General features: G+C 58.1%; 15 protein-coding genes. 1 reads left to right on the top strand and 14 read right to left on the bottom strand.

Annotated elements, in window-relative coordinates; all coding sequences use genetic code 11:
- Positions 1-62: 62 nt before the first annotated feature.
- The 9 genes from ACSHXH_RS01140 to ACSHXH_RS01100 all read right to left on the bottom strand — a co-directional run bounded on the left by ACSHXH_RS01140 (position 63) and on the right by ACSHXH_RS01100 (position 8,696).
- Positions 63-689 carry an ABC-type transport auxiliary lipoprotein family protein gene (locus ACSHXH_RS01140; RefSeq protein WP_435669910.1) on the bottom strand — a complete coding sequence of 209 codons (627 nt, stop codon included), beginning with the start codon at positions 687-689 and terminating at the stop codon, positions 63-65.
- Positions 686-2,425 carry an MlaD family protein gene (locus ACSHXH_RS01135; RefSeq protein WP_435669909.1) on the bottom strand — a complete coding sequence of 580 codons (1,740 nt, stop codon included), beginning with the start codon at positions 2,423-2,425 and terminating at the stop codon, positions 686-688. The genes ACSHXH_RS01140 and ACSHXH_RS01135 overlap by 4 nt, the downstream gene beginning before the upstream one ends.
- Position 2,426: 1 nt before the next feature.
- Positions 2,427-3,227, bottom strand: coding sequence for an ABC transporter ATP-binding protein (locus ACSHXH_RS01130; protein WP_435669908.1), 801 nt, complete (start codon positions 3,225-3,227; stop codon positions 2,427-2,429).
- Complete coding sequence (locus tag ACSHXH_RS01125) at positions 3,224-4,354, bottom strand: ABC transporter permease (protein ID WP_435669907.1); 1,131 nt, start codon at positions 4,352-4,354, stop codon at positions 3,224-3,226. Before ACSHXH_RS01125 ends, ACSHXH_RS01130 begins: the two co-directional genes overlap by 4 nt.
- A gap of 188 nt (positions 4,355-4,542) precedes the next feature.
- Positions 4,543-5,013: a cyanase gene (cynS, locus tag ACSHXH_RS01120; RefSeq protein ID WP_435669906.1), complete on the bottom strand. Its 471-nt coding sequence runs from the start codon at positions 5,011-5,013 to the stop codon at positions 4,543-4,545.
- Positions 5,014-5,050: 37 nt separating this feature from the next.
- On the bottom strand, positions 5,051-5,530 hold the full coding sequence (locus tag ACSHXH_RS01115) for a DUF1348 family protein (protein ID WP_435669905.1): 480 nt from the start codon (positions 5,528-5,530) through the stop codon (positions 5,051-5,053).
- 12 nt (positions 5,531-5,542) lie between these two features.
- A complete protein-coding gene (locus ACSHXH_RS01110) occupies positions 5,543-6,451 on the bottom strand; it encodes an ABC transporter ATP-binding protein (RefSeq protein WP_435669904.1) in 909 nt (302 codons plus the stop codon).
- A 10-nt stretch (positions 6,452-6,461) separates the two neighbouring features.
- Positions 6,462-7,298, bottom strand: a complete 837-nt coding sequence (ntrB, locus tag ACSHXH_RS01105) for a nitrate ABC transporter permease (RefSeq protein WP_435669903.1) — start codon at positions 7,296-7,298, stop codon at positions 6,462-6,464.
- Between the two features lie 3 nt (positions 7,299-7,301).
- On the bottom strand, positions 7,302-8,696 hold the full coding sequence (locus ACSHXH_RS01100; protein ID WP_435669902.1) for a CmpA/NrtA family ABC transporter substrate-binding protein: 1,395 nt from the start codon (positions 8,694-8,696) through the stop codon (positions 7,302-7,304).
- Positions 8,697-8,921: 225 nt separating this feature from the next.
- On the opposite strand from ACSHXH_RS01100, the gene ACSHXH_RS01095 reads away from it, so the two are divergent.
- Positions 8,922-10,766, top strand: a complete 1,845-nt coding sequence (locus ACSHXH_RS01095) for a sigma 54-interacting transcriptional regulator (RefSeq protein ID WP_435669901.1) — start codon at positions 8,922-8,924, stop codon at positions 10,764-10,766.
- A 9-nt stretch (positions 10,767-10,775) separates the two neighbouring features.
- On the opposite strand, the gene ACSHXH_RS01090 is transcribed toward ACSHXH_RS01095, so the two are convergent.
- The 5 genes from ACSHXH_RS01090 to ACSHXH_RS01070 are packed head-to-tail and all read right to left on the bottom strand — an operon-like array spanning position 10,776 to position 24,003.
- On the bottom strand, positions 10,776-11,573 hold the full coding sequence (locus ACSHXH_RS01090) for an outer membrane lipoprotein-sorting protein (RefSeq protein ID WP_435669900.1): 798 nt from the start codon (positions 11,571-11,573) through the stop codon (positions 10,776-10,778).
- Positions 11,573-13,852, bottom strand: coding sequence for an efflux RND transporter permease subunit (locus ACSHXH_RS01085; RefSeq protein WP_435669899.1), 2,280 nt, complete (start codon positions 13,850-13,852; stop codon positions 11,573-11,575). The genes ACSHXH_RS01090 and ACSHXH_RS01085 overlap by 1 nt, the downstream gene beginning before the upstream one ends.
- Positions 13,849-15,021: a sulfotransferase family protein gene (locus ACSHXH_RS01080; protein ID WP_435669898.1), complete on the bottom strand. Its 1,173-nt coding sequence runs from the start codon at positions 15,019-15,021 to the stop codon at positions 13,849-13,851. Before ACSHXH_RS01080 ends, ACSHXH_RS01085 begins: the two co-directional genes overlap by 4 nt.
- On the bottom strand, positions 15,018-16,388 hold the full coding sequence (locus ACSHXH_RS01075) for a condensation domain-containing protein (protein ID WP_435669897.1): 1,371 nt from the start codon (positions 16,386-16,388) through the stop codon (positions 15,018-15,020). The genes ACSHXH_RS01080 and ACSHXH_RS01075 overlap by 4 nt, the downstream gene beginning before the upstream one ends.
- A 31-nt stretch (positions 16,389-16,419) precedes the next feature.
- Positions 16,420-24,003: an SDR family NAD(P)-dependent oxidoreductase gene (locus ACSHXH_RS01070; RefSeq protein ID WP_435670175.1), complete on the bottom strand. Its 7,584-nt coding sequence runs from the start codon at positions 24,001-24,003 to the stop codon at positions 16,420-16,422.
- Between the last annotated feature and the right edge of the window lie 112 nt (positions 24,004-24,115).

Here is a 24,115-nt window from a genome sequence, read left to right as displayed (position 1 = left end):
GACCAAGCCTAGCCCAGTCCCACCATGCGGGACATGATGTGGGTCAAGCGGTGGGCACGCGCCTAAAGCGAGGATTGAACCCAGCGGGCAAATTCGACAAGCACCTGGTCCGACGCCGCGCTGAATGCATCAATAACAGCAGTCGTTTCGGTAGAGGCCGACGGCGCGCTGGCTGCGAAAGTCCGGCTTGCGATGATGCGGGCATCTTGTTCACGCACCATGCGCACAAGAAAGGTGATCTGTGCTTCTGCTGTGTCGCCCTGCGGAGTCACTTCGGCCTGAAAATCGACGATCTCGGTCACCAGTGCGTAATCGCCACTGACGCCAAGCGGGGTGCGACCGACATAGCGCACGGCCCCGGTTGCCTCGATCGTGCGCAGCATGAGTGTTTGCAGCATGATCGGGGTTGGATCGCTCCAGCGGACATCGGGCAGGTATTGCGCCTGAAGCGCGTTGGGGCGGATCATGATGCGGTCAGTGGACAGCGCCCCGCTGGTGGTGGGCAATTCAACGATCACGTCGCGCGCAATTTGGGCGCGGGAGGTGGCCGCGATAGTGTCTGGCGCGCGCAGTTCAAACACGTCCAAAGGTGTGGCCGCGTCGCTGACAGCAGAAATCGCGGCACATCCTGACAGCAGCGCAAGGCTGATGGCGGCGATGGAACGGCGCAAAAGGGCGGGCAGGATCATCGTCTGAACTCCGGCGTTTCGCGGTCCAGAAAAAACCGCGTTGGGTCGCGTTGGATTTGTTCGGTCAAGCCGTCAAGATTTGCAATCAACGCACGGGTTTCCTGCGCCAGCCGCGCATAAAGCGGCAACGCGGTATTGGTGAATTCGCGGATCGACGGCGATGCCGCATCGGTAATGCTGCGCAATTCAGCAAAAGTGTCTGACGCCGCTTGGCTGGCGGCGCGCAGGTCCGCTGACATCCCCGGCAGATCATCCGAGACCTGCGCAATTGCGCCGTTGAGGCTGCCGAGCGACTGTTCAAGGCCGGCGATCACACCTGACAGGTCTTCGTTGATGACACGGTCCGCGCCAGTAAAGGCCCGTTCTGCCGCGCCCAGCGCGCGGTCACCGGTTTCCAGCGCGCCGTTGATCGCCGAAAGCGTTTCATTGGCCTTGGCAAAGGACACCCGCGCATCGTCCAGCGTCACACGCGCGGTTTGCAAAACGTCCTCGGCGGATTGACTGGAGGCGGTGAGGTTTGTGCCCACATCAGTGGCCACGGTGCGGAAGATTTGGGCCGTCTGGCGGATATCGGCAATGATCACAGGCAGATCGGTCGTGGCGATGGTCGCCACTGATGCAATGGCGCGATCCGCCTCGGCGATCATTGCGCGGGTTTCGGCGACCAAGGGCGCGGCTTCATCCCGGATGAGCGTATCGAGTGTCCCCACGGTATCCCCAAAAATCACCGCCGTGCCGTCAAGCCGCGCGATCAGCGCGTCGGTCGCGGCAAGGGTCGCTTGCGCTTCGGTCAAACGCGCGGTCGCGGTTTCGCCAGCTGTGCCAAGCGTCGTCATCAAGACGCGCGCATCCGCACTCAGCGTTGCGACCTCTTGCTGCAAGGCTGCTGCCGCCGCGCGAAGTTCCTGCGTTGTCTGACTCAGGTCAGTGGCGACATAGGTTTCGGTGCGGGCAATGGCGGATTGTGCGCTGACCAATGTGTCGGCCCCTGTGGCCAGCACGCCTTTGCCCTGTTCGGACAGTTCGCCGATTGAGGCCAGCGTCGTGTCAGCGGTCTGCAAGACTGCGGTCAGATCGCCGGTCAGCGTGTTGAGCGTTGCGTTGAACAGGTTGATCTGTTCGGCAAAGTCGTCAACCGTCGCGCTGATCGATGCAAACCCGTCCAGCGTTTCGGCAAAATCCCCAGAAGCGGATTCAACATTGGCGATGATGCTGTTGAGCCGTTCGCGGTTTTCCGCGCCCAACAAATCGCCCAATTCGGTGACCAGCGTCAGGGCTTCTTCCAACAGGCGGGGCGCGTCTTCGGACAGGCTTTGCAACGTGGAGCGGCCCGCAAGGATTTCTGGCACCGGCTGACCCTCGGTAGATTCCAAAAGGTCCGCCGACCCGGAGCCTGCGTCGATGCCAACAAACGACACGCCCGTCACACCTTGCGCCTCGATCGTGGCTATGCTGTCGCGGCGCACAGGGGTGGCCGCGTCCACCTCGACCCGGACAAGGATGGTGCCGTCCTGATCTGGCGACAAGCGCACATCGACCACCTGCCCCACCGGCAAGCCGCTGAAGCGCACGTCAGACGCATTGCCAAGACCCGACACAGATGAGAACCGGATGTCGTAGTAATCGAACTGGCGGTCCAGTTCGACCTGCGCAAACCATAAGAAGAACCCAAGGATGCCCAGCAACCCCGCAAGGGTGAAGGCGCCGATCAGGACAAAATTTGCCTTGGTTTCCACGTCAGGTGCCTTTCTGGCTAACTTTGGCCGATGCCTCGGATGCCGCAGCAGCGCGGGCGCGGGGCCCGTGGAAATACTCGTGCACCCAAGGATGATCGACCTCTAGCATATCTGTCATCGTACCAGTCACCAGCACCTTTCGTTCCGCCAGCACCGCGATACGATCACAGGTCGCGTGCAGCGTATCAAGATCATGGGTCACCAGAAACACTGTCAGACCCAACGAATGGCTCAACCCCCGGATCAACTGATCAAAGGCCGCAGCGCCAATAGGGTCGAGCCCGGCGGTCGGTTCGTCCAGAAACACGATATCCGGGTCCAGCGCCAGCGCGCGCGCCAGCCCTGCCCGTTTGCGCATCCCCCCAGACAACTCGGACGGGTAATTGTCGCCCGCGCGATAGGTCAGCCCAACCATCGATATTTTCAGATCTGCAAGCTGACGGCGGATATCGGGATCAAGGCCCTCGACCCCGCGCATCGGCACTTCGACATTTTCGCGCACGGTCAGGGACGAAAACAGCGCGCCGTCCTGAAACATCACGCCCCAACGGGATTCGAGCGCCTGCCGCGTGTCTTCGTTCGCATTCAGAACGTCTGTGCCCAGCACATCAACGCTTCCCGCAGCGGGGCGTTGCAGCCCGGCAATGGTGCGCAGCAGTACGGATTTACCGGTGCCTGATCCGCCGACGACCCCAAGGATTTCCCCACGGTAGACATCAAGGTCCAGATCCTCGTGCACCACATGGCTGCCGAACTGGTTGCGGATACCCCGCAGGCGGATGACGACCTCGGGCGCGGTCATATGCCAATCCTCGCAAAGAAGATCGAAAAGACGGCGTCGGCCACGATCACCGCAAAGATCGCTGCCACCACGGCGTTCGACGTCATACGCCCCAGCGATTCCGCGTTGCTTTGAACCTGCATCCCGGCATGGCAGCCCACCACTCCGATGATCAGCGCAAAGACCGGCGCCTTGACCAGTCCGACAAAAACATGCGTCACCGACGTGCCTTCGACCAGCCGGGTCTGGAACATTGCAGGCGAAATCCCAAGGTCGATCCATGCCATTAGCGCACCGCCAAACAGACCGGCAATATTGGCAATCAGCCCAAGGATGGGCAGCATGATGAACAGTGCAAGGATGCGCGGCACAAAAAGGTTCATCGCCGGATCAAGGCCAAGCGTGCGCATTGCGTCGATCTCTTCGCGCATCTTCATGGAACCGATGGCCGCCGTGAATGCCGATGCGGTGCGCCCGGCCACAATGATCGCGGTCAACAGGATGCCCAACTCGCGCAGGATGGAAATGGCGATCAGATCGACCACAAACACCTCGGCGCCGAACTGGCGTAATTGGGTCGAGCCTTGAAACGCCAGAACGACCCCGATCAGAAACGCCATCAAAGACACGATGGGCACCGCCTTGAGACCCACCTCTTCGCAGTGATGCACCAGCGATGTGACGCTGAATTCGCTGGGATGACGTAAGGCACGACCCAAACGGTGCAGGAAAATGCCCAGATACGCCGTCAATGCACGCAGATACAGCATCCCACCAAAGACACGCCTCCCGAACCGGTCCAGCCTATCCGAAACGGTCAGACGCGCCGCAGCGCGCGTTTCCGGGTTTGGCATGGCGTGTTCGACGCTGTCCAAAAGGCTTGCCGCCTCAGGGCTGACCTGAGTAAAGGCAAGCGTGTGCCCTGCTTTGTCAAACCGCGCCTTGAGCGACACCAGCGCCCATGCCCCCGCCGTATCAAGCCGCGTGAGGCCGGACAGATCGAGCCTCGGCACCTCACCCGGTTGCAGCTTTTGCAACTCCGTCTGCGCCAGCGTGACGGTATAGATCGTCAGGACGCCGGAAACGCGTATATCGCCAGACCCATCGGCGGCATGCACCGTGACATGCGGCTTGGTCCCCTCAATCATGTCGATGCTCTTTGGGGTGTCGATTGGGCTGTGTGAAACTGGGCGGCACTGAGTCCATGACATCAGGCTACCTTGTCACGCAGGGACACGAAAGCCGCAACACGCGGTGCTGCGTGGTCTGCGCGCACAAAAAAAACGCAGGCACCGGGCCTGCGTTCTTCACCATTGCAAGAGATGGTTCGAGGGACTTACCAGGAATTGTAGCCAAGGTATTTGCCGGACATTTCTAACTTTACCCGGTCGCCCTTTTCGTGGGGCACACGCGTCAGCTGCATATCAAAGTCAATGGCCGACATGATGCCTGTGCCAAATTTCTCTTCGATCAGTGCCTTGATGGTCGGGCCGTAAACACCGACGATTTCATACAGCCGGTAGATGCAGGGATCTGTTGGAACTGCCTGCTCCCAGACCTTGGTGGGCGGCTCTTCCAGAACACTTGCCGCTTCTTGCGGCAGGCCCATGACAGACACGATCGCCTCGGCCTTTTCCTTGGGGAATGCGTTCATGCCCATGCAAGCGGAATGGGTCCAGACGGGCGACATGCCGATCTTTTCAGCGATGCCTTCCCATGTCATGCCTGCCTGCTTCTTGGCGGACAGGATCATCATTGTCACGTCTTCCTTGGTCATCATGACGGTCACCTCGTAATTGTCTTTCATTGGATTTCCTCCTGGGTCTTGGTGTAAATTTTGCATGTCACAGTCCGAGGTCTGTCAGGCCCGGATGGTCGTCAGGACGGCGGCCTCGCGGCCAATGGAACAGTCGGTCGGCGTCAGAGATCGGCACATCGTTGATCGAGGCATGGCGCACGGCCATGTAGCCCAGCGCGTCAAACTCCCAGTTCTCGTTGCCATGGGCGCGGAACCATTGGCCGGTTGTGTCATGCCATTCGTAACAAAAGCGCACGGCGATCCGCTGGGCAGAATGCGCCCATATCTCTTTGATCAGGCGGTAGCCGTTTTCGACCTCCCACTTGCGGGTCAGGAACGCTTGGACCTCGGCCCGTCCGGTCAAAAACACATCCCGGTTGCGCCAGCGCGTGTCGGGTGTGTAGGCCAACGCGACCTTGGCCGGATCACGGCTGTTCCACGCATCTTCGGCTATGCGCACCTTTTGCACCGCGTCCTCGGGCGAAAACGGCGGCACAGGCGCACGCGGCGTAGTGTGCAGGGTCATGCCCGCCCCCGATCAGTCATTGACAGCCCGCAAGGGCAGAGGCGCGGGATCACCCTCTGCGTTGTCGGGGGTGGTGCGGTCGATGCGCACTGTCTCCGGGCTTTGATCGGCATTCGCGCTTTGTTGTCCGGCCAGTTCCTTGGACCGTTGCCCCAGAAAGTGCACCAGATGATTGCGGATCGCATAGTAGTTCGGATGCTCCACGATCTCGGTCCGGGTGCGCGGGCGCGGAATGGTAATCTCGACCGATTCAGCAATGCGGGCGAATGGCCCGTTGGTCATCAACAAAATGCGGTCGGCAAGCAGGATCGCCTCGTCGATATCGTGGGTGATCATGAACACGGTCTGTTCCGTGCCAGCCCAGACCTTGATCAGCTCTTCCTGAATCGTGCCCCGCGTCAGCGCGTCCAACGCGCCAAAGGGTTCGTCCAGCAAAAGCAGCTTGGGCTGGTTGGCAAAGGCCCGCGCGATCGACACGCGTTGACGCATCCCGCCCGACAGTTGGCTTGGCTTGCGGTGTACCACGTCGCCCTCAAGCCCCACCTTGGCAAGGTAGTCACGGGCATGCGCCTCGATGGCGTCTGCGGTCCAGTCGGGGTAGCGTGCCTTGACACCAAAGGTGACGTTCCTGAGCGCCGAAAGCCATGGGAGCAGGGAATAGTTCTGGAACACGACACCACGGTCCAGAGACGGACCGGACACTTCGAACCCGTCCATCTTGACCACGCCGGACGATGGTTCCGAAAGACCGGCAAGGATGTTCATGATCGTCGATTTGCCACAGCCAGAGTGACCAAGGATGCAGACGAATTCGCCCTTTTCGATGCCAAAGCTGGCGTTTTCAAAGACGGTCAGGGTGCCCCCCTGACCATCGGGATATTGCTGCGTCAGGCGTTCAATGCTGAGAAACGGTTTGGGCATGAAAGCCTCCTTATTCTGCGTAGGCGACGGCGCGTTGCAGGACGCCAAAGGCGGAATCCAGCAACATGCCCACAACGCCGATCATGAGGATTGAAAAAATGACCGAGGTCAGGTCGAGGTTGTTCCACTCGTTCCAGACGTAGTAGCCAATCCCGGTGCCCCCCACGAGCATCTCGGCCGCCACAATCACCAACCACGCAATGCCGATCGAGATACGCATGCCCGTCACGATGGTGGGCGCGGCAGCGGGCAAGATCACGGTGAACGCGGTTTTCAACGCCCCAAGCTCATGTGTGCGGGCGACGTTCACCCAGTCCTTGCGCACGCCCGAGACGCCAAACGCGGTGTTGAGCAGCATCGGCCAGATCGAACAGATGAAGATCACGAAAATCGCCGATGCTTCAGAATCCTGAATGATGAACAACGCAAGAGGCATCCAAGCAAGCGGCGAGATCGGACGTAACACTTGGATAAACGGGTTGAACGCCTTGTAGGCGATCTGGCTCATCCCGATCAGGAAGCCCAGCGGAATGGCGACCAATGCGGCAAGGAAATAGCCCGTCAGCACACGGTAGATCGAATAGCCGATCTGAATGCCGATGCCCTTGTCGTTGGGGCCCGCGTCGTAAAACGGGTTTGAAAGTTCAGCCCACGCCTTGGCAAACACTTGGCTTGGGGGCGGCACACCAGCTTTCTGCGCACCACCTCCGGTAAGGCGTTCATACTCGGTCAGTTCACCCACGGCCTTTTGCGCCGGGATGGCGGCCTCCCATATCAGGAGGCCAACCACCAGCATCACAATCGACAAAATCGCAGCGCGCTTGTTGATTGAAAGATTGTCCAACATGGATCAGTCCTTCTTGATCGGAAAGCTGGCCACGTAGGCTTCGGGCTCGGCCGGATCAAAGGTTTTGCCCATGATGGTGTGCGACTTGTAGGTGATATCCGGCGCGTCATAGCCCAACTCTTCCATCACCTTCTTGGCGTCGGCGGCCAGGTAAACCTGTTCAGCCACTGCGCGATAATCAATATCGCCTTCGATATAGCCCCAGCGCTTCATCTGGGTCAGAATCCACACGCCCATCGAATGCCATGGGAACGGGTCAAAATCGATCCGGTCGGGCACCATCTTCACCTCGCCCAGACCATCGGCATAGGTGCCGGTCAGCACCTGTTCGATCACCTCAACTGGTTGGTTCAGATAGTTGGTCGGCGCAATTGCCGCCGAGATCTCTTTTCGATTTTCCGCGCTCGAGGCGTATTGCGTGGCGTCGATGATCGACTTGAGCAGCGCGCCGTAGGTGTTGGGCAATTCCGTCGCAAACGACAGCGGTGCGGCAAAGGCACAGCACGGGTGACCTTCCCAGATTTCCTTGGTGAGCAAATGGATAAAGCCAATGCCTTCCCAAACTGCGCGCTGGTTGAACGGGTCGGGCGACAGGTACCCATCAAGGTTCCCGGCACGCAGGTTGGCAACCATCTCGGGCGGCGGCACAACGCGGATCTGGATGTCGACATCTGGGTCCAGACCAAACTCGGCCACGTAGTAGCGCAGCAGGAAGTTATGCATCGAGTATTCGAACGGCACACCAAAGGTGAAGCCCTTCCACTGGGTCGGATCACGCTTGTCGAGATGCTCGTTGGACAGCACGATGGCTTGTCCGTTGATATTTTCGACCGCAGGCATGATGTAGGGCGTGGCGACCGATCCCGCGCCCAGCGTCATCGCCAAGGGCATCGGGGTTAGCATGTGCGACGCGTCATATTCCCCCGACAGTGACTTGTCGCGCGCCACGGCCCAGCCTGCCGTCTTGATAACCTGCGCGTTCAGGCCATAGCGTTCATAGAACCCCAAGGGCTGCGCCATAATGATGGGTGTTGCACAGGTGATCGGAACAAAGCCGATATTCAGGTCAGTCTTCTCGGGCGGCCCCAGATTGTCGAGGATTGCAGCCTTGGCCTGATCCATCGGAAAGACAGAGGCCAAGGCGGCGGCCACGGTGCTGCCCCCCATCATCCCCATGAAGGACCGGCGTCCAATGTCGCTTTGTCCAAAGACGGACCGCACAATGGCGCTTTCGACGGCGCGTTCCAACATTTGCTCGGATGACATCTGTGTCGGTGCAAGGTCAGTGTCCTTGTGCGCATGGCCGTGACCCGACGCGCAGGTGTCGCATCCACAATCCGCGCCATGGCGAAGATCAGTTTTTGCAGAAAACGGATTTCCTAGGCTCTTGATCGTCATGTCGTTCCCCTATTTTCGAATTTTGATGTCGAACTAGGGGCATCGTGACAGCCTTTGAGCGGGGCAAACAGGTGGTGGTGAAAATTTGGGCATCGTTAAAAGTTAAACAATTTCATATAATTAAATTACATTTTAGCTAGGCATTTTTACGTTAAATCGTAAATTACGAAATTTCGTTAGTGCGCGCCGCGGTGCAGCAATATCCTTCCGTGCATGACATTGCATATGCCCCAAACCGATTCCCTGCTTCAGGCCATTCCACAGCCCGTTCTGCTGCTGGACACGTCCTGCGACCGCATCGTCGACTGGAACTCTCCTGCCGCACGATTGCTGGCCTGTGACCCCGATGCACCCCCAGCCGCGTTTTCCGACTACCTGCGCAGTGCCCTGCCACAGTTTGTGGTTTTCATCGAAGAGGTGGACCATCGGGGCGAAGGCTGGACCCGCGATGTCACCCTGACCTCTGCCGCCGGAAAACCTTTGCACTGCGAATTACTGGCACGGCCGGTGCCTGGAAAACCCGGTTTACTGACACTCGTCCTCACCGATTTGCGGGCCCTGGACCGGCGGGCCGAACAGGCGGCGGCAGCGGAAACCTTTCGCGCAGGATTGGTCGAATGGAAACGCACCGAAAGTTTTTTCGCCGAACTGGAGCGGCAGAACCAGCTGATCCTCAACGCGGCAGGCGAAGGCATTTACGGTATCAACGCCGAAGGCAAAACCACGTTTGTGAATCGCGCTGCGCAAGAGATGCTGGGCTGGACCAGCGAAGACCTGTTGGGCCGCGATATCCATTCAATGATCCACCATCACCACCTGAACGGGGATGTGTATCCGTCGCAGCAATGCCCGATCTATCAGTCTTTCCGCTATGAAAAGGTCAAACGGATCGAAGACGAGGTTTTTTGGCGCAAGGATGGCAAACCGATCCGCGTCGAATACGTGTCCACGCCGATCTACGACCAGCGCGTTCTGGCCGGTGCGGTGGTGATCTTCCGCGACATCACCGAACGCAAGGAAAGCGAACGCAAGCTGCATGATGCGCTGGCCGAAGTGGCCGCCTTGCGGGACAGGCTGGAGCAGGAAAACGCCTATCTGCAAGAAGCGATCACGTCCGAGCGGGCACATCACAACATCATCGGGTCGTCCCCAGCGATCCGCCAAACCGTGACCCGCATTGATCTTGTCGCTGCCACCGACGCAACCGTGCTGATCAGTGGCGAAACCGGCACCGGAAAATCGCTGGTTGCCACGGCCATCCACAAGGCGAGCCCGCGCGCGCGCCGTCCGCTCATTCATTTCAAATGCAGTTCTGTCGCCCCAGAAGAGGTCGAGGCAGAACTTTGCGGACAGGTCCGGGGCGCACCAAACGGTGCGACGCGTGACAAGCCCGGCAAGCTTGAACTGGCCCATGGTGGCACGCTTTTCCTGGACGATGTAGAAGAGCTTCCCTTCGAGATACAGGGCAAGCTGCTGGCCGCGTTGCAAAACGGCACGGTCACACGGCTTGGCGATACGCGGGAAAAGCCGTTGGATATCCGGGTGATTGCCGCGACTTCGCTGACCGATATTCAGGCGCGACGCTCCTCGCGCATCCGCGAAGACCTGTATCTCTTCCTCAACGTGTTTCCGATCACCTGCCAGCCCTTGCGCGACCGGCAGGAAGACATTCCTCTGCTTGCTGCGCATCTGCTCAAATTCGCCAGCCGCAGGCTCAACCGCCCGGTGCCCGTCATGACCGAACGTGTGGTGCAGCAATTGCAGTCGTATGACTGGCCCGGCAATGTGCGCGAGCTGCGCAACGTGATGGAACGCGCCGCAATCGTGTCACGCGATGAAAAGCTGGTTCTTGAACTTTCGGCCGCGTCTCCTGCTGCGAAAACCAGTTCAAGTTTTCGGACAGAAGCCCAATTGCATGATTTGGCTCGCGGCAATCTGATTGCGGCACTGCGCGAAACCAGCGGACGTATCTCCGGCCCAACCGGGGCTGCCGCGCTTTTGGGCGTCAAACCAACGACGCTGTATTCACGCGTGAAGAACTGGAAGATCCTTGACGAAGACTGGGCCTGATCGCACCCGTCAGCGGATGCGTTTCAGCGCGTTCGTGGTAAATTCGCTGGCCGACAAACCCTGATTGAACTGGTAGTCGCCCCACATCAACTGGGTGCTTGCCCCTGTCAGATGATTGACCATGTTCATCTGAGACGCCCGCCAGAACCGATTGTTATACTTGCGGTACCCGCTGATCGAGAGCGTCTTCAAATGCGCACCGCGGCGATCAAAAAACTGGACCTGTTGCAGCCGCAGCTCGGCTGCATCGAGCCAGATACGTTGACGGCTGTAGCCAGAATTCGTCGTGGGAACGCGGTCAATCACATGGCAGGTACCAGAGGCAGGACACCGCTCATCCGCGACCCATGTGTGGCTGAACTTGTCGACTTCTTGGTCTACCATATCCTCATAGGCGAATTCACTGCCAACGAACGATCCAGACCGCCCCGACCCGCTGATCCGGCGCACCCGTTCCATTGCGGGCAGAAAAAGCCATTGATCGTCGTTTTTGCCTGCATAGACATGCGTCAGCAGCGCAGTATTGCGAATGTCACCGGGCCAACGAAACACCAAAAGGGTCCGGGATGCATCAGTGCCGGTCGAAATCCAACTGCTGTCAAACCGGCGCGTTGCGGATTGGCCGCTGGAAGTTTTGAGGATCATTTCTCCAGAACTGCTGATGTCCTGATACCCGCCCGTGCGATCAGACGCTTCGGTCGCCAACCGCAAGCCCCGTTGTTCTGCGGTCTCAGCATGGGCCATTCCCGTCGCAAGGACAGCAAGCCCGAGCGTAGCTGCAAGAAAACTGCGTCGGATCAAGGTCATCATTTGTCCTCTTGGGTTAATTTTATAATCGACGGCAGCAAAACCAGATCGCACAATAAGGCAAAGACAATCACCACTGCCGTCAACATACCGATATGCTGGTTGATCGAAAACCCCGATGCCGCCATGATGCTGAAGCCCAAGATCATGGCAACAGATGTCAGGGTGATCGATGATCCTACTACCGCAAACGTGTCTTCCAACGCCTCTTGTGTCCCGAGTCCGCGTCGACGGTTTCGCAAGTGATGCATCAGAAAATGGATCGTGTCGTCCACCACGATCCCAAAGGTCATGGTCGTGACCACTGTTGACCCAAGATTGACGTCGCCAAGAGTGAGCCCCCAAAATCCAAAGGCCAACAACGCGGGGGCAAGGTTTGGCGCAAGGCTGATCAATCCGTAGCGTACGCTGCGCAGTGTCACGATCAGGGTCACCGAAATCAGGCACAGCGCGGTCAGGAAACCGAACAGCATTTGCGAATTGTTGCGTTCAGAAATACGCGCAAACGCAATGGCAAGACCGGCAGCACGGGTAGCGATCTGGGGTTCATTCTCGGCCAGCCAGCGCTCTGCCGTTTCGGCAAGATTGCGGGTTACATCGCTATGCGGCGCGCACAGCGTCACATTCAGCAGGGTTTGTGTGCGTTCAACATCCATGATCGTGGTCAGGTCCATGCCCAGTGGCAAGGACAGTTCATAGAACATCAAAAGCTGCGCATTGGCGGGTTGCGTATCGGCAATTGTATAGGCGGCAGGGTCATCGCCACTCATGCTTTGGTTCAGGTCCTTGATAACTTCGGTCAGGGCATTCACCGCAACCACACTGGGTTGGCTTTCCAGCCAAACCGCAAACCGATCAACCGACCGCAGGAATTCCGGGTCAAAGACGCTGGCACCCTCTGGGGCTTGAAACGAGAATTGCAGAGAATCCAGACCTGTCAGGTCAGTCTGAATGGCCTCCGCATCTTGCCGGAATTCGTATCTCAGATCAAAATAGCGGATGACGTGATCGTCATACCCGATACGCGCAACGCCGATGGCCGCCAGCATCCCACTCACCGCGAACACAACAAGCCACAGGCGGCTGTGCCGCAGGACCCAGACCGCAAACGTGCGCATGGAGTCGCCTGCAACCATCAAAAGCCCGACCTTGGAGGGTGGTTTATGGATCAGTATAACAGGCAAGAGCGTAAACACAGCCAGGTGGCCAATAAGAAGGCCAAAGGCAACGATATTGCCCATATCCGCTAGCGGTGGTGACGGCGCGAAATTCAGGCATAAAAACCCTAGGGCCGTGGTCAGATGGCTGACGCTGACCGGTGCCAAGTTGTTTTCGATTGCATAGCGCAGTGGGTCATCCACTTGCCCTTTTTCCGTTGCCCGGATCGTGCTGATCACGATGTGGATGCAACTGGTCGACACCAGAACCAGCACAGCCATCGGACTGATCGCGGTTCCCGCCGTCAACACCACGTTTGTCCAGCCGGCAAATCCGAATGTCGCAAGGGTTGCGCTGGCCAGCACCAGAACCAGCGCTCCGACCGCCAACAGGGATCCAAGCGTCAGGGCAAACAGAACAATCACCGCCAACAATGCCAGCGGCACAAGGTATGTGACATCTTCAATCGCCACACGCGCCAGAAGACTGTTCCCAAGAATGCCGCCCGTCGCGTGGACCGTCCAGTCAGGATATTGCGCAGCCCATGACGCGCGCAGATCGGTCAAAAATTGCGAGACCTCGTCTTGTGCATCAGGTTCATCGTCCGGCAGAACAAAGTGAATGACAATGCCAAAGGCCTCGCCATCTTCGGCCAACAGCGTGTTGCGCAGCCTGTCTGACGCCAAGGCCAGTTCCGTGAACCGACCCGCAGAGCTTTGTGTGATCTCGGCGAACTCGTCCAACATCGGCTCAACAAGGACTTCATCACCCTGCGCATAGGAATGCATATGGTTGCTGGGGGATTCCACCCGCAAGACATAGGGCATTTGCCAGAGGTCTTCGGTCATTTGGCGCAGAACGGTCAGGTTTTCAGGTGAAAAGGCATCGCCCTTGGGCGGCACCCCCATCAGCAAAAGCGTATTGGACTGGGTATATGTCTCGTCGAGATGTAGCAGATCAAGGTATTCAGCGTTGTGCGGCCCAAAGAAGCCACGGCTGTTGGACGACATTTCAAGCCGCGGAACACCGGCTGCCAAAAACGCGACCAGCCCAAGAAAAAACCCAAGAAAAAGATGCCTCTTACGGAAAATAACATCGGTCAGCCGCGCCGCTGCTGTCATTTGGCGACAACCGGCTGTGACGGTACGGGTGCATAGCCATAAAGATCGAACAGGTGCGCAAATTCGCGGTCCAACAAGACGCGCGTGTCCTCATCCAGATCGTAGGTGTTGGGCTTGTAGGGTTTGGGTGTTTCCAATGGCGTTCCGATCTTGGACTGCACAGCATCAAAGCCACCAAGCTTGAGCGCGTCGTAGACACCTCTAAGGCTTGGAATTGTAGCCGAGCGCAAATCTTCATAGCGCAGCGATGTCCAATTCTCCGCCGGGACAAGACCGCGATCCGCTTCGAGCTTTTCATGAAAGGCGACCATGTCAGCGACTTTGTTCTCTGCCCATTCCACTCTGACGGGCAAGCGATCCTGTAACGCACAGACGGTTTCCATGGCTTGGTTCGTATGCCGTTCCGACAGGAAAATCTTGCGCGGATCGCGGCGGATGTGGATGAATTTTGCATTTGGAAACAGCCGCAGGATTTCCGGGATCCTGAGAGAATGCGTGGGTGACTTCAGAACCAACCGCTTTTCAGGATTCACAAACTGGACGCGACGCAGAAAATCGAGCCATTTCTTGCGCCAGATGGCGGCCTCGTGTGACCCCATGTCTTCGGGACTGAAAAGCAAGACCGGAGATTCGCTCGGGAAGAGCAAAGTTCGGTAGGACGACGCGGCACCGGACAGGCAAATTCCGATTTCGTCCTCCTCGGCCTTGTCGAGATCAAGATCAACATTGTCCATCGGCCGCTTGTTCGGCAGCAACGCCTGCAGCAGCGGCTTGATGGTTTTCTGCACGACGAGAAAAAATTCAGGACAGAAACAAGCTGCGCGAGTCGGTGCAGCAAAGCGTGGGTCCATCATGAACAAGTGGTGCAACCACGTTGTGCCACTGCGCCAATGGCCGACGATAAAGATGGGATCGGGTTCGATTACGACGGCGCGCAACCGGCGTCCGTACACCAAAACACTGACCCATTTGAGAAACAGGTTGAACACGCTGAATATCGTGATAGTCACAGCCAGCGGATAGCGCCGTACCGAGACAAGGTGCCAATTGCCCCACATCATCCGCAGCCACGCATCCAGCGCCATTCCGTGCCACAACCGAAGCGACAGGGGATGAAACCCAAATTCGCGCAGGTCCGCGCGCTTTGGCAGGGTCGGGTCGTGCGTCATGCCGTATCCACCTCTACCAGGTCCAGCCCGAGAAGGTCGAAACAGGTTTCGCCCAACTGCTGTATTTCTTCCGTGGTAAAGGCCATCCCGTCATAGGCGATGTGAAAGCCGGCAAGTATATCATCATTTCCCAAAACAACCTGCAACTCTGCCAGGATACGGCTGACTCTTGGCACATTTAAGCTGGTCACCGCGAACGGACCAAGTCGTTGTTCTTCTCCAAATTTGGCTTTCAAGCCCTGACTGAACACCGATTGCTTTTCTCGGACGCTCGCGCGTGGATTGTGGATACTGAACTGGCTAGGGTAGCAACCGGTTTCGATAAGGTCCGCTTCGTAGTCCGTGCCGCGACGGGCAAAATCAGACGGGAGGTGCGCCATAGCGTCATGCATCAAAGCATTCAAATACCGCGTCGCTGGAACGATGTCTTTCTTACCGCATTGTTTATGAAGCAACACCGGATCCAACGTGTGATCGCCCATATATGTCGTCAAAGCTGGATTGGATCGCGCGACATGTGTCATGAACATAACTCGATCCATGCCATATTGATTGCACAGTGCCTCAAGGTGCCCAGCCATAAAGAAAGTGTTTAGCCCAAGTTTGGCCGAGACCGCCTGCGCCTCAAGGCGTGCGATGCTGTCGGGGGTTGCGCGGAATTCAATCATGCGCTGCTCGATCTCGCCCATGCAATCAAAGAGCGGCGGCAGCCCTTTGGCCTTGCGCCCGACATGCGGCGCTTTCGGGAAATCGCGGTGCATGCCCCGCCAGAACGCATCCGTTTCGGCCACCTTGCTGGGCAAGGGTGATTGGTACCGCGTCACGTATTCGCCAAAAGACACTGCATCCCCAAGGACGGGCAAACCGATCAGGTATTTCAGCAGATCTTCGATCAGAACAATCATGCCATACCCATCTGTGATCGTGTGATGCACCCGTGTGACAAGCGCATCGCCCCGCGACCCGCATTTGGCGATGATCATTTCCGCCAGCGGCGCGTCCACCACCTCCATCGGTGCGTTCACCAGACCGGACAAAGCCGCATGAAACGCGCCGTCTTCCAAGTCACCAAGGTCAATCTCGCGGATCATGTCCCGGCCCGGAGGATCAATATGGGCGCGCCATACATCGCCAACCCTGTCGAAGCGGGTGCGCAAACTGTCGTGGCGGATACTGACTTTGTCGACCGCGCGCCGAAACCGGCGCACATCAATCCTGGGACGCACCAATACCACGTGGGATACGATCCAGCGCAGGCGCAAATCTTCGGGGCAGGCCGGATTCGTCACCTGGTCCAGCATGTATCTCTGTTTGATCGAAGCCGGGTAAACTTCGGATTTGGCAGAGGACCGCAGGGGCGAAGTCATGAATACGCCAGCGCCATGACAGTTCCTTTCATCACGACACCAACGCCACGGGTTTTTCGCACACGGCCAACCCCTCAAGGATCGCCTGCGCGGTTTGCGCGGTCACCACATCTTCATCATAGATCAAACGCATCTGTGTTTGGTCCTTTGACGATTTCACCTGAAGCCAGAGATCATGCAAAAGCGCGTTTGGAGCCTCCTTTGAAAGCGCGTCAACTGGCTCAACCAGGATTTGGAACGGCGAGGTGTTCCATGCCGCAAGATCGCTCGAAAATGCTTCTGCCGCGGCAGAGCTGTCAAACGCGGTATGCGCCGCGGATGCTTCCAGAATACGCTCAAACTGCGCCAATGCCACACCGTCGGCACGGTCATGCGGCACCAATAGCGGCTGTTCGATTTCAAACGGACCGATAGCAGCTCCGTCAGGAAGTTTTGATCGAAGCGATATTTTCCGCCCCATGATCATTGGACCCTTGCTGGCCGTCGCCTGTCGCACAGAATGTGCAAAGGCGCACAAGACCGCCGACAATGACCGCGAGAACGGTAGCGTGACATCGATTGCTTTTGCCGCACCGTGATTTCGCCCTGCAATTGCAGGCAACAGCGCACGGCTACGTTTGGCGAAAGGCACGGGGTTTGGCGTAGATGTGGACAAAGCGTACCACCAGAATGATCGATCCCGCTGGGCCATCGGTGTTTCCGGATCATACCGCATGTCGCCAAGGCAAGACATAATGCGCCGGTACGACACAGGCCTGGCAAGGGGTTTGCCGGACAACGCGTCCTCAAGCTCGTGGCCCAAAATATCGGCAGAGACCCGATCTCCAACCACAGAGTGAAGCCGCACGTCCAGATGCGGTTGACCGTCAACCAGATGGTAACACACCCGCACGAGTTCGCCCTGCGCGACGTTAAGCAAGCGCGCGTCGATCCCGTCGGACAGGGTGATGCCCGGACCATCCATGTGGATATGGCCGTTGGCGTCCATGCGCATGGTCAGGAGCGGGTGACGCTTTTCGATCTGGCGCAGCACCTTGGCCAGATCCGCCAAATCGCAAGGTGCAACCAGACGGTGCTGACTATGATGTTCCATCGCTGTTTTTGCGATCTCGGATGTACGGGGTGACAGGCAATCCCGCATCAGGCCCATTTGCAGGTTGCTGGCAAACACACCCTTGTGCTGCTGCGTCTCTGCGCCAGCTGTTTCAGACGCGTCCCCTGCCTCAAGCGCGGCAGCCTCGGCCTTTTGCATGCCATTGATCTCGGAGGACAGCATGATCGCGAGCTCTGCAATGGACGGTGCTTGCAGGAATTTCGACACCGGGATCGTCGTATCAAGCGCGGTTTCAATCCTGACCTTAAGCTCGAACGAAGACAGGCTGTCGAGGCCAAGTTCGCTCATCGGGCGTTCAGATTGGATCGTGGTTTTGTCGATCTTGAGAACCGAGGTGATTTCGTCCTTGATGTAGTCTTCTGCCGCCGCGACAAGCTCTGGACCATCCAGCACCATCAATCGTGACCGCACCTGCGTTGCGCCGCCGCTTTCGTTCATCAGCAGGCCCGACATTCGGGGGCTGTTGCCAAGTGCGGGATTGGCGCGGGCCACCTGTGCCCAGTCCGCACGGGCAAACAGGAAAGTCGGCGTATCGCGTGCAATGGCACATTCCAGCGCACGGTCTGCGTCCTTGCGAACCAGACCGAACTGTCCGACGCTTTCAAGATACGAGGCCAGCCCGGCGTTTCGCGTGACAAACCCCGCGTCGGCGATGACCCCCCAGTCAATTGCGGTGCCGCACCGCCCCAGAGATGTGCGGTAGGCGGCAAGCGCATCCAGAAACGCATTCGCAGCGATGTAGTTGCACTGACCCGCTGATCCAACAACCTGTGCAATCGACGAAAACCCGATCATGAAATCCGGCTCCGCGCCCGCTTGGGCAAAGGCACGATGCAGGTTCCATGCTCCTTTGACCTTGGGGGACAGGGCATCGGTGATCATGTCTGACGTCAACTGATTGGCAAGCCCGTCCTTTATGACAGCAGCGCCGTGCACGACCCCTTTCAAGGGACGATCACTATCAAGGCTTTCGTTCACAAAACGGCTGACGGCATCGCTTTTGGTGATATCAAGCGCGATCACGGACACATCCGTGCCGCGCTTGCGCATCCTGGCGACGTTCTTTTCGTCCGCTGCGGACACCGTGCCAGAGCGCGAGGCCAACACAAGATGCCCGGCCCCTGCCCGTGACAACCAATCGGCGACGCTAAGGCTAAAGCCGCTGGTCCCGCCAGTGATCAGGTAGCTGCCATCTGCCAAGAGCGACACCGGGCGATTCACGTCCCGGCGCACTTCGAAGGCATCCTCTTCCAAGGACACGACGACTTTCCCGACATGCTTGGCTTGGCTCATGTATCGGATGGCATCGCTGATCCGGCTGATTGGAAACTCGGTCAATGGCAAAGGCGCAAGCGTCTTGGCATCCAACATCTCGGACAGTTCGGCGAACAGGTCGCTCATCAGATCCGGGCGTTCCAATCCCATCGCGGCAAGGTCCAGCACGCTCAGCGACACGTTGCGCCGCAGCGCTTTCATCCCGATCGACGCATCTTCGTAGACATCGCGTTTCCCGATTTCGAGATAGCGCCCATACGGTGCCATGATATCAAGACCCTTGGTGATGTAATCACCGGGCAAGGAATTGAGCAGCACATCAACCCCGGTTCCCTTGGTGATCCTCATCACATCGTCCGCAAACTTCAATGTGCGGGAATCCATGACATGCGGGATGCCTTGCTGGCGCAGGATGCGCCGCTTTTCAGGGCTTCCTGCCGTGGCAAAAATCTCGGCGCCTGCGGCTTGGGCCAATTGAACAGCAGCCGTTCCCACGCCACCCGTGGCCACATGGATAAAGACCTTATCCCCTTTTCGCATCCGTCCAATATGGTTCAGCGCATAATGCGCCGTCGCAAAAGCACTTGGGATGGTCGAGGCTTCGGCAAGCGAGATGTGATCTGGCACCAGCGTCAGCGCGCGCGCATCCGTCGTCATGAACCGCTGCAAGCACCGCCGCCCCAACCCCATCACCCGATCACCCGGCTTGAACTGGGTCACGCCATCGCCAACGGTCTCTACAATACCACCGAACTCAAGCCCAAGGTTTCGCCACGCGGGTTCCGGCTCGGCCTCGGCGGGCAAAAGGCCCGTAACCGCCATGATATCGCGGAAATTCAACCCCACCGCCGCGATGCGCACGCGCACCTCACCCTCCCCAACCGGGACAAGCGGGATTTCCGCGAGTTCGACGTTGTCGATCACACCGGGCGTTTGCATGGTTGCGTGGAAATTGGTCTGGATGTCGTCCTGTGTCACCCGAAGCAGCTTCGGGGCGAAATCCTCCTGCGGCACATGGACCAGCCGTGGCGCAAAAGCGAAACCATCACGCAAGATCATCTCGGTTTCGGCACTTGGCGTCAGGATATGCTCGGCAATCCGATTTGCGTCTTTGAGCGATACAGCGTCGGCATCAATGACACGGAACGCGTATTCGGGTGTTTCGGTCGACAAGCCCCGTACGAGACTGGCCAATGGCATCTGCGACAGGATACGGCTGTTCAATGCGTGTGCGCTGCCGTCCGGATACGCGCCGGATGTCAACACGACGATATTCGGCAATCGGTTGGTGCCTGCGCGGGAATAATCCAAAAGCTCACCCAGCGAGATCAGATCTTTCGTACAGGCCTCCAGCGGATCGAAAAGCACATCGACGGATGTGTCTTCGCTGATGTCGGGCATCGTCAGTGGCCACGTCACCACGATCCCTGCGATCTTGCCATCCTCGATCTCTTGCCCAAGGACATCGACCAATGCGTCGCCGGGATTGTCACCCAGCGATGCGCGGGGCAAGCACCGGACGTTTGCGCCCAAAGTCTCCAGCGCTGTTCCGATAGGGGCACCACGAGGGCTTTCATCCTCCAGGACGATCCATGTCCCGTCAGGCGTTTCGGGCGCAACCGGGGCCTGGATCTCTACAATCTCTTGGCGCACGAAATGCGCAGGCACCTTGTCGCTGTCGGTGGCGGCTTTCTTGGCAGGCAGGAATTTCACCCGCATATCCGTCACCGTCACAAGCACATTGCCATCAAGGTCATAAACCGTAAAGCCGACGCTTTCGCCGTCGCCGCGTTTCTTGAACTGGTCGGCCTCGACAATCACCTCGTCCGGGAAATCGGCGTAAACCCGAATGCGTCCACAACCGACAGGCAGCGTCACCGAATCGCCAGCGCGCTGACCTTTCTCAAACGCCTTGCGTGTGAGATTCGGATCAAGAAGCTGTAGGCATCCGTCCAGCAGAGTTGGGTGAAGATGATGACTGTTGCGGGTGGAATAGCCCGTATCCTTGAGAGCCAGACGCGCGTAGGTTTTGCTTTGCGACATCCAGACCTCCTTGATGGTCTGGAACGTGTCTCCGTAATTGACAAACCCCCGCAGCAGGCCTTCGTCATAGACGAAATCCAAGGGAATTTTCACAAAACTGGGATGTGTCGGATCAAGACGCTTTTCCGCCGGTGGCGGCACGTCCGTCACTCGCGCCGTGCTTTCACTTCGCAACACCCATTCGTCCTCGATATCGCGGGCCCGCGAATAGAATTTGATCCGCTTGCGTTCGGGATCATAGACATTGCTGAACAGCACGTCCTGTTCATCCGGCATGAACAAGGCTTCGTGGATGATCGCGTTTTCAAGTTCGATCGTCTTGCCCGCCCCAAACTTGCGACGGCACAGCGCAATCATCGTGTCCAGATAGCCCGCCGCTGGGAACAATGCCTCGGACTGCATACGGTGATCTTTGAGATAGGGATACGCGCGCAGATTGATTTCGGACATCCAGCTTGACGGGGTGCCACGCACCGCAAATCCAAGGAATGGATGCTGCATCGGCTTGAAAAAGAGATCCCGGCTTTCTTCGGAATCCTGCCAGAATTCTTCTTCAATCCAGACATGCGCAGGCAAAGGCACATGATGTTCCGGGGTCCCTGTGATTGCCCGCCATCTTAGCGGGTGTCCTTCGACAAACAGGGTTGCGGCGGCGTGGGCCATCGCGTCGAAGTCATTGTCTTTGCGGTTGATCGAATGCAGGACCGTCACATTGGCGCCCGCCTCAAGCGCGGTGCTTTTCGTTGGTCCGGCAAGGGTTCCCGCAGGTCCAAGCTCAATAAATGTGGTCGTCCCGAACGACAGGGCCGTTTCGACCGCCGCCTGAAAGCGCACCGGCTTGCGCAGGTTGAGCCATCCATAGTCGGTGTCGAAACGCGTTTCCGGCTGGCCCGTCACGGTGGAAATGAACGGCAAGGTGGGAACCGCCCAGTCAATTGACGCCATTTCCGCACAGAACCACGCTTCACCAGCATCCAGATGATGGGAATGCCACGCCGTATCGACGGTCAGGGTGCGAATAAACGTATTGGGATGAGTGATCTGGAACTCATCAACAAACACATGCAGCGCATCGAAATCCCCGCTGATCGTGGTCGACCCCGGACCGTTGATCGCAGCAATGCCAAGCGTTCCATCCTTGGGCAAAAGCGCTTCAACCTGGACATGGTTGAGGCCAATGGCGGCCATTGCGCCTTTGGCCCCAAGCTGGTCCCGGATCGTGCCCCGCTTGGACAGAAACTTGGCCGCACCACTCAGCGACAAGCCCCCCGCAACATAGCTGGCGGCAGCTTCGCCAATAGAGTGCCCAGCGACCATGTCCGGCTCAACACCCAAGGCTTTCCACAGCGCGGCGAGGCCGGACTGAATCGCAAAAAGCGCAGGCTGGGTGACCGTTGTGTCGTCGATGCGGGTGCTGTCTTTATCCTTTGCCAGCTCTTCTCGGATGGACCAGCCGGAAACCGGCAGAAATTCAGCGTCAAACGCATCCACCGCGTCGGAAAACACTGGGCTGTCTTCCAGCAGGTTGCGCGCCATGGCCCACCACTGGCTGCCTTGACCCGAGAACGTAAAACAGAGCTTTGATGTGCCCTTGATCTGGCCCATCACAACAGTGTCGATGTCCGTTTTGCCCGCCGCCAAGGCCCGCAGGGCAGATTTCAGGTCCTTTTCGGTCCGCACCAAAATAACGGCGCGGTACATAAAATGGCTGCGCTTGGTCGCCAGCGCCGCCGAGATGTCGCGCAGCGGTGTATGTTCCAACTTGCCCCGTGCTCCCATCGCCTTGAGCAAAGCCCCCGCGTTCGCCTGAAGCGCCTCTGGCGTGGCACCCGACAGCGGAAACACAAACGGGAAGCCCGCGGCCGCCGGGACCAAGTTGGTGGCCTTGGGCATCACCGAAACGGGATGATGGTCAAAACTTGCATCAGGCGCGGATGATATCAGCGCGCAAGCGTTCGCCCCCCCAAAGCCGAAAGAGTTCACAACCGCATAGCGCCTGCCGTCTGTGTCGGGAAACTCTTCGGGTTTGGTCGGCACACGCAGATTCAGCGCATCGAAGGGGATATGCGGATTGGGGTCTTTGAAGTGGATGTTGGGCGGCACAATCCCCGTCTTCACCGCCATTGCCGCCTTGATCAAACCGGTGATGCCCGCGCCACTTTCCAGATGGCCGACATTGGCCTTGCTTGATCCGACAAAGACCGGGTGGTCGGGCGAATTCTGTCCAATAACCGTACCAATCGCGCCCGCCTCGATCGGGTCGCCGATGGGCGTTCCGGTTCCATGCGCTTCGACAAAGCCGATCTGGTCAGGCGTGATATCAACGCTGTTAAACAGGTTTCGCAGCATCGAGATCTGTGCGGTCTGGTTCGGCGCAGTGATCGTGTTGGTTGCGCCGTCTTGGTTGACCGCAGTGCCATGGATCACAGCGTGAATCCGGTCTCCGTCGATCTGCGCCTTGCGCAAAGTCTTGATGATGACCGTGCCCACCCCTTCGCCACGCACGAACCCATTCGCAGATGCGTCAAACGTGGAAATCTGCCCCGTCGGCGAAATCATCCCCGCTTTTGAAAACGCCAGAAATGACGACGGATGGGTCAGCGCATTGACCCCGCCCACGACAGCAATGTCGCATGTTCCGGTTCGGAGGTTCTGAACAGCCTGGTTCAGGGCCGTCAACGATGACGAACACGCCGTATCGACCGCATAGCTTGGTCCATTCAGGTTCAAACGGTGCGACACGCGGTTTGCTGTGATACAAAGCGCATAGCCCGTCCCAGCATAGGCTTCATTGCTGGTGACACGCATTTCCTGCAACGTCCGATATTCGGATTGCGAGATCCCGATAAAGACCCCGGTGCGATGCTTCGTGAAGTCCTCAAGCGGAATTTGGGCATCGAACATCGCTTCGACAACACTTTGCAAGACCATCCGCTGCTGTGGATCCATGCCTGCCGCTTCGCGTGGCGAAATACCAAAAAACTTGGCATCAAAATTGCGGATGCCCTCCACGAATCCGCCCCATTTGCTAACAGATTTGGCAATCGCGTGGCTGTTGGGGTCAAAAAAGACGCCAGTATCCCAACGATCATCGGGGATTACGACGACGCCACATTTTTTCTTCAGAAGGAAATCAAAGAACTCTTCTGGGGACCGATTTCCACCCGGCAGGTGGCACGACATTCCAACGATTGCGATCGCTTCCTGCGTCTCACTCTGAGACCCATGGCATTGATCTTTCATAGTAATTCCCCAATCAAAAATCCGGCGTAACAACACTGAACGCGCGCTCCAC

The organism is Marivita sp. (assembly GCF_051251565.1).
Taxonomy (GTDB): Bacteria; Pseudomonadota; Alphaproteobacteria; order Rhodobacterales; family Rhodobacteraceae; genus Marivita.
The sequence above is the reverse complement of the archived record's forward strand: the minus strand, read 5'-3'. Positions and strand labels throughout refer to the sequence as shown.

What these genes read in the sequence shown, in the direction of transcription:
- ACSHXH_RS01140 (WP_435669910.1), bottom strand. Translation starts at nt 689, where the DNA reads ATGATCCTGCCCGCCCTTTTGCGCCGTTCCATCGCCGCCATCAGCCTT.
- ACSHXH_RS01130 (WP_435669908.1), bottom strand. Translation starts at nt 3,227, where the DNA reads ATGACCGCGCCCGAGGTCGTCATCCGCCTGCGGGGTATCCGCAACCAG.
- ACSHXH_RS01125 (WP_435669907.1), bottom strand. Translation starts at nt 4,354, where the DNA reads ATGATTGAGGGGACCAAGCCGCATGTCACGGTGCATGCCGCCGATGGG.
- cynS (WP_435669906.1), bottom strand. Translation starts at nt 5,013, where the DNA reads ATGAAAGACAATTACGAGGTGACCGTCATGATGACCAAGGAAGACGTG.
- ACSHXH_RS01115 (WP_435669905.1), bottom strand. Translation starts at nt 5,530, where the DNA reads ATGACCCTGCACACTACGCCGCGTGCGCCTGTGCCGCCGTTTTCGCCC.
- ACSHXH_RS01110 (WP_435669904.1), bottom strand. Translation starts at nt 6,451, where the DNA reads ATGCCCAAACCGTTTCTCAGCATTGAACGCCTGACGCAGCAATATCCC.
- ntrB (WP_435669903.1), bottom strand. Translation starts at nt 7,298, where the DNA reads ATGTTGGACAATCTTTCAATCAACAAGCGCGCTGCGATTTTGTCGATT.
- ACSHXH_RS01100 (WP_435669902.1), bottom strand. Translation starts at nt 8,696, where the DNA reads ATGACGATCAAGAGCCTAGGAAATCCGTTTTCTGCAAAAACTGATCTT.
- ACSHXH_RS01095 (WP_435669901.1), top strand. Translation starts at nt 8,922, where the DNA reads ATGCCCCAAACCGATTCCCTGCTTCAGGCCATTCCACAGCCCGTTCTG.
- ACSHXH_RS01090 (WP_435669900.1), bottom strand. Translation starts at nt 11,573, where the DNA reads ATGACCTTGATCCGACGCAGTTTTCTTGCAGCTACGCTCGGGCTTGCT.
- ACSHXH_RS01085 (WP_435669899.1), bottom strand. Translation starts at nt 13,852, where the DNA reads ATGACAGCAGCGGCGCGGCTGACCGATGTTATTTTCCGTAAGAGGCAT.
- ACSHXH_RS01080 (WP_435669898.1), bottom strand. Translation starts at nt 15,021, where the DNA reads ATGACGCACGACCCGACCCTGCCAAAGCGCGCGGACCTGCGCGAATTT.
- ACSHXH_RS01075 (WP_435669897.1), bottom strand. Translation starts at nt 16,388, where the DNA reads ATGACTTCGCCCCTGCGGTCCTCTGCCAAATCCGAAGTTTACCCGGCT.
- ACSHXH_RS01070 (WP_435670175.1), bottom strand. Translation starts at nt 24,003, where the DNA reads ATGTCGTGCCACCTGCCGGGTGGAAATCGGTCCCCAGAAGAGTTCTTT.